Here is a 5,610-nt window from a genome sequence, read left to right as displayed (position 1 = left end):
GGTCGGGAGTTCGAATCTCTCCTGGGACGCTAAAAAAACCTTGTTATCTTTTGATAACAAGGTTTTTTGTTTGTCTAAAATTTGATGTTTGGGTTATAGGTGTAGTTCATTCTTAATATTTGCGACCTTTCCTTTGATATTAAGCAGTTGCATATGTACTTCTTTTTCTTAAATAAAAAGAGCGCCATTTATGCGCCCTATTCCTCTTATTTAATTTAAAGAATCAATAGGTTTATGATGGAACTCAAATCCAAATTCAGATTCTCTTAATTGTTTACTTACAATATTATAAAACTCTTTACCATTCTAGTACGATTGAGCAGCAGTTATCGGAACTTATCCCCGGCAGTGTGTTACAATTAATAGAAGCGGAAAATGAGAATCTCCAATTGACTGGACCTGTGATTGGTTAGATAGTTTAAGAAGGTCGTATAAAAAAGGGAAATGGCGCAAAGATGGCGAGATCAAATGAGAATGATTTAACGGAGAAATTGGCAGAAGGCCACCGAAAATATGGTGATGGCAATTTTACAGTACAGAACATCGGTGATGAAACTAACCCGAATTGGACTGTCGTAAAAAATGTGAGGAAGGGATCGGCAGGCATTCGCGAAGGAGAAGATATATTAAGACTGCGATCAAAATATATAAAATAGTACGGAAATGGGCGGAGCGGGAGTTCGAATCTCTCCTGGGACGCTAACAAAACCTTTTGCGGTGACGTCAAAGTCCGCAATATATAAGCTCTCTAATTCGTAAGTTGAATCGTACAATGTGCGGTCGCTAACGAGTTAGGGGGCTTTTTTGTCAAAAAATGTGATTCTTTAACGATTAGTGAGAACTTATCGAATATTTTGGGGGATAGATTGAAAAGTGATCAGCGAAAGAAAGAGACCGCAGAAAATCGTTATACGTTCAACCTAACAATCGGTAAAGCGCTCGAGATAATTGTGCGTTAAATAAAAAATACCCCCCCAATTGTTAGTTATGTCTAACAATTGGGGGGGTTGTTGGCAGATGTTGCTGGATTAGCAGTCACATGTTCTTCAGATTTTTTTGTATGCTTCAAAAAAACCTTTGATGAAAAATCACATACATAAAAAACCTCATCGGGTTTTATACCTTCTACAAAACAAACCGTTCGTTTTTCATCAAGTGTGTAACCGTGGATTAAAGTTTCTAATTTTTCTTCGGCTACTATAGTAATAATATATTGTGAAGGTTTCTTATTTCTTGTTAGGTTATTCATTGTGGTTTGTATACATGCGAAAATTAAAATAAGAAGTACTATGGAAGGTATCATCTCATAATTCCATTTCCTAAAAATTTGAATAGTAATGAGATAGGAAAAAATAATTACACTACTTATGATTTGAAGGGAAATTAAAACCTTAAGAATAATATTAAACTTCTTGTTTTTATGCAGAGAAAACAAAAACAGAAAATATAGTACAACTAATAGAATAACACTAATAATTAAAGTTCCTCCGATGTACCAAACTTTTTCGCTGTTACTCCAAGTTTTATTAAGGTTATCATATACTCCAAAGTTAAAAAACACAGCAGCAAATAGATATAAAATAGCACCTAACAGTGTAGATAAAATTACATTCCAAAAATTCAATTTTACTTGTGTGGCTTTATTTAAATACAATTTATCAATTTCCTTAGTTGTTGCCGCTATTACAAGTTGATTAACACTATATAATACAGCTGGTATAAGTAAGGTGGCTATAATTGTAGTGAATACAGGTGCAAACTTGCCTATTGTCTCTATTGTTAGTCCGTCAAACATTTTCGTTGCTCAATCCTTTCAAAGTTAAAGTTAGATAAAAAAGAACGCTGTCCTAAGAATAGGTAAGCGTCCTATGTTTTTAATAAATCAACCTGTATCACCATCAGCTAAACCTTGTATAATATTAATAGCTGTTTGAGTGTTAACTGAAGTATGTGTGCCTATCGTTACAATTGTAATCAATAGCATTCCTAATAATGCTTTCTTCACTTTAACGCCTCCTTTTTAAAAATTTCTTTTTTAGCTTCATAACTTAAATAGAAATATTTACTTCCTTGTTCAAAGTTTCCTTCGTTATGAAATTGGACTGCTACTGCTTCCGTGTATTCTTGAACATACTCCCATAATCTTTCGTTTTTAAAGTAGTTCATTCCTGCTAGCACAGCTTGTTCTAATTTTTCGGCAGTAACTTTTTTATTTATTTTTCTTAGAATTGTAAAGCGGTATTGATATTCTTGATTTCCTAATTCATTGCAGATAGTTAAACCTTTTTCAATGAGTTGAGATGCAATTTCTTCTTCACCTAGCTTGACGTGTTCCTTGGCTTTAACAAAAATAGCTTTATAATTATGAGGTTTCTTTTCAACAACTTCTGAAAGGTATCGAATTGCCGAAATAGAGAGATTTTGACTCGCATACATTAAGCCTAAATTATGACGAACTAGTAAGATTGCTTTCTCATTTTTTTGCTTTTGGAATGTGTTCATTGCAGTAACAAAGTATTCTTCAGCTAGTTCAAATTCTCTTAAATGCGTACAAGCTAATCCTAATAAATTATCGCAATAGGCTGTTTTTAATTCATAGCTTTCATGTTTAGAAAATATGTCCCTAGCTTTTGTACCATGCTTAATGGCTAAAAGTGCTTGATAAATATGATAATGATATGTTGCTAAGTTATAATGAAATTCTGCTTTTTCAAGTTCATCAGGAATGTGTTTAAGTAAAATTTCTGCTTTATCATAATGTTCTTTAGCAAGGCTATAATTACCGATTGCGTTAGAATGAATAGCCTTATAAAAATGGTAGTAGTAAGATAAAAAGTTATCTGTGGGAATATTAAAAGATTCAATTTTATCAAAGCTATTTTTTGAAATACTTAAATTATCCACTAAATATTTATAACCGAAATCTAAAAGGTAATAGTAGAGTAACAATTTTGGGTCTGCTTCGTTAGTGTGAATGATAGAATTAATTTCTTCTTTTAAACAATGGGCATTATCTATATTACGTGAACGTATTTCTTGATACCATCCGTTAAGTAGTTTTGAAATTTGTTCATTCCCCTTTATTAGAACGTCCGTGAAATCCCCTCCCTTTTTGAATATTCTTATAAATAATGATAGCAAGAATAGAATTTGATGGAAATTGAATTTCAATATTTCTCAACATTTGTGTAACAATTTTATTTTCAATTATGTAACTAATTGCATTCATTCTCCCTGTTAGTAATTTTGAATATTTGGAACAGTGAAATAACCAGACATGGTATAATTTTCTTATAAAATACTTTATAAAGAAGGAGGGTCAATGCATGAGTTTAAATATGTATTTGGGAGAAGTACAAAGCCAAACTCATAGCATGAACGCTGTATGTTCCGCTACCATTCAAGGTATTGAACAAGCCATTCAGTCGATTGATGCTTTTACAAGCGATACTGTTCTACAAGGGCAAACTTACGATAGTGCAAAAGCATTCTTCGCAGAAACTTTTCGTCCTTTAGCACAAGGAATCATTTATTTATGTGAAGAATTAATCCGTCAGAATGATGCCTTTCCAAATCAATTTCAATCACAAGTCGCTTCCACAGATGTAGTTGAACAAGAACTGTTAGAACAAATTCGAGAGATTGACCGAATGATAGCAAGTACAGAAGCACTCAATCAAGCTATGCCAATCTCGGGCATGGACGCTATGGTAAATCTTTTTATTGAGATGCGGCGTAAAATTCAGGGAAAATTAGAACATCTATATGAATTTAATCGAACGTCTAGTAATAATTACGCAACAGCACTTCAACTAGCCGCTAGTATTGCAACAGGTCTTTCAGAAGTACAAAGTGGAAAAGGATTTAGTCCTGCAAGTGGTACATTTAGTACGAAAGAATTAAATATGGAGTGGGTGACTTCTATTCAAGCGATTGCAGAAGATAGGAATCGTCAGGCTGATAATTCAATTGAAGAAGGTGCAATGTGTGGCAAACCAAAATCTGATTTAGAGAAAGCTTGGGATGGTCTTTATGATGGTGCAGGAAAAGGTGTTGGAGATGCTTGGGAAGGATTTAAAGCGTTAGGTGACGGTGAAACATGGTCAGACATGTGGGATGCAGTTGTCAATTATGACGAAACTCTCCCTGCCATGTGGAATGCCTTTTCAGATTCTTTTATGGATGATGTTTGGCATGGTGATGTTGAAAGTGGCTTTCGTTGGGGTTCTTATCTTGTAACATCAGTTGGATTAGGATTCCTTGGAGGTAAAGGATTAGATAAAGTTTCTACACTTGCTAGAGGGGCTAAATTCTCTAAAATAACTCAGATTACGCCACCACGTTTACAACCTGCTTTTGCAGGTGTTGGATTAACTGGTGAAGCAGTACTTAGTGCATTACCATCGTCAGGAAATTGGGGGAATTATTTAAGTAGTTACTTCATGTTTGCTAGACCACATTGGCGTGAATCCGAAAAACATGCATACGAGAAATATCCTAATTACAAAGACCAAGTGTCATTTAAAGATAGAGAAGAAGTACCATATGCGAGCAAGGGTAGCACTAGACCCGATGGTTTTGACCACGACTTAAATAGCAGCTTGGAAGTTAAGAACTACAACCTTACTACCGAAAGAGGGAAGCGTTCGTTAATTAATGTTCTACTGAAACAGTTTGAATACAGATTAAAGAACCTGCCTGAAGGTGCAGAGCAGATAGCTTTTATTGATGCGAGAGGTCAGAATGTATCAGTTCAAACTTTGAAAGAGATTAAAGAAGAGTTATCGCAGAGAACATTCGGTAAATTAAAGGTGACTATCGAAAGAGACTAGATAGAAAAGGAGATGTATTTATGGCAACAGGATTTAAAGCAGACTTTCTATGGTATAGATTAGGTACATCGGATTTTGTACATTCATTTTTCTCAACTATTAGTTTTCATTTAGAAAAAGAAGGTTGGGGAACAAGATATCCACACTTAATGAAAGAACTATATAATGGAAGGTTAACACTCAAAAATATCCCAAAGGCGATTGAGGAAGCGAAAGAAGCTCGTGAAAAATTAAAACTATTCTCACCATCAGAAGTAGTGTGGGACATAGAAGATTTATCTAAGCAACCACCTTGGGGAGATAATATTTCAACAGATATAACAGACTTATCTAATTACTTTTACACAAGTGGTGGTAAAGACATGTTTGAAATGTTATTTAAGGCATGTAACGAAGCTCTAGAATTAGAAGTAGATTTAGAAATAGAGACATTATAACAGGAAAAAGCATGTGTTTTATAATTTTTTTGACTGCTTATGAAAAAGATTGCGTCGAGAAACTGTACTATAATTCAATTAGAAATTGATTATATGGGGTAGGGAATAGGTCAATTAATTGAAAAAGCATAATCTTGACGATAAGGTATATAATAAGGTAGAATTTAAACAAAAGGTCAAGTGACCGAGACGATGAACGGTTCAATAAGCGGATTATATTAATACTTATATATATAGGTTAAAGACGGGTCGGGAGTTCGAATCTCTCCTGGGACGCTAAAAAAACCTTGTTATCTTTTGATAACAAGGTTTTTTGTTTGTCTAAAATTTGATGTTTGGGT

At 34.0% G+C, this 5,610-nt stretch carries 6 protein-coding genes; 3 read left to right on the top strand and 3 right to left on the bottom strand.

Annotation, left to right across the window (positions count from 1 at the left end; all coding sequences use genetic code 11):
- Positions 1 to 455 precede the first annotated feature (455 nt).
- Positions 456 to 656, top strand: coding sequence for a hypothetical protein (locus F3I02_RS10910; RefSeq protein WP_000124460.1), 201 nt, complete (start codon positions 456 to 458; stop codon positions 654 to 656).
- Between the two features lie 335 nt (positions 657 to 991).
- On the opposite strand, the gene F3I02_RS10905 is transcribed toward F3I02_RS10910, so the two are convergent.
- The 3 genes from F3I02_RS10905 to F3I02_RS10900 form a co-directional block, all read right to left on the bottom strand.
- On the bottom strand, positions 992 to 1,795 hold the full coding sequence (locus F3I02_RS10905; RefSeq protein ID WP_196477986.1) for a hypothetical protein: 804 nt from the start codon (positions 1,793 to 1,795) through the stop codon (positions 992 to 994).
- 87 nt (positions 1,796 to 1,882) lie between these two features.
- Positions 1,883 to 2,005 carry a hypothetical protein gene (locus tag F3I02_RS34405; protein ID WP_255256478.1) on the bottom strand — a complete coding sequence of 41 codons (123 nt, stop codon included), beginning with the start codon at positions 2,003 to 2,005 and terminating at the stop codon, positions 1,883 to 1,885.
- Positions 2,002 to 3,120, bottom strand: a complete 1,119-nt coding sequence (locus tag F3I02_RS10900; protein WP_196477987.1) for a response regulator aspartate phosphatase — start codon at positions 3,118 to 3,120, stop codon at positions 2,002 to 2,004. Before F3I02_RS10900 ends, F3I02_RS34405 begins: the two co-directional genes overlap by 4 nt.
- 206 nt (positions 3,121 to 3,326) lie before the next feature.
- Here F3I02_RS10900 and F3I02_RS10895 point away from each other — a divergent pair, with 206 nt between their 5' ends.
- Together F3I02_RS10895 and F3I02_RS10890 are read left to right on the top strand one after the other, a co-directional pair.
- Positions 3,327 to 4,832 carry a T7SS effector LXG polymorphic toxin gene (locus F3I02_RS10895; protein WP_196477985.1) on the top strand — a complete coding sequence of 502 codons (1,506 nt, stop codon included), beginning with the start codon at positions 3,327 to 3,329 and terminating at the stop codon, positions 4,830 to 4,832.
- A 20-nt stretch (positions 4,833 to 4,852) separates the two neighbouring features.
- A complete protein-coding gene (locus F3I02_RS10890; protein WP_016118675.1) occupies positions 4,853 to 5,269 on the top strand; it encodes an immunity 70 family protein in 417 nt (138 codons plus the stop codon).
- Positions 5,270 to 5,610 lie beyond the last annotated feature (341 nt).

The organism is Bacillus sp. SRB3LM (assembly GCF_015712745.1).
Taxonomy (GTDB): Bacteria; Bacillota; Bacilli; order Bacillales; family Bacillaceae_G; genus Bacillus_A; species Bacillus_A thuringiensis_K.
Note: the sequence above shows the minus strand (reverse complement) of the source record. Positions and strands in the feature narration are given on the sequence as shown.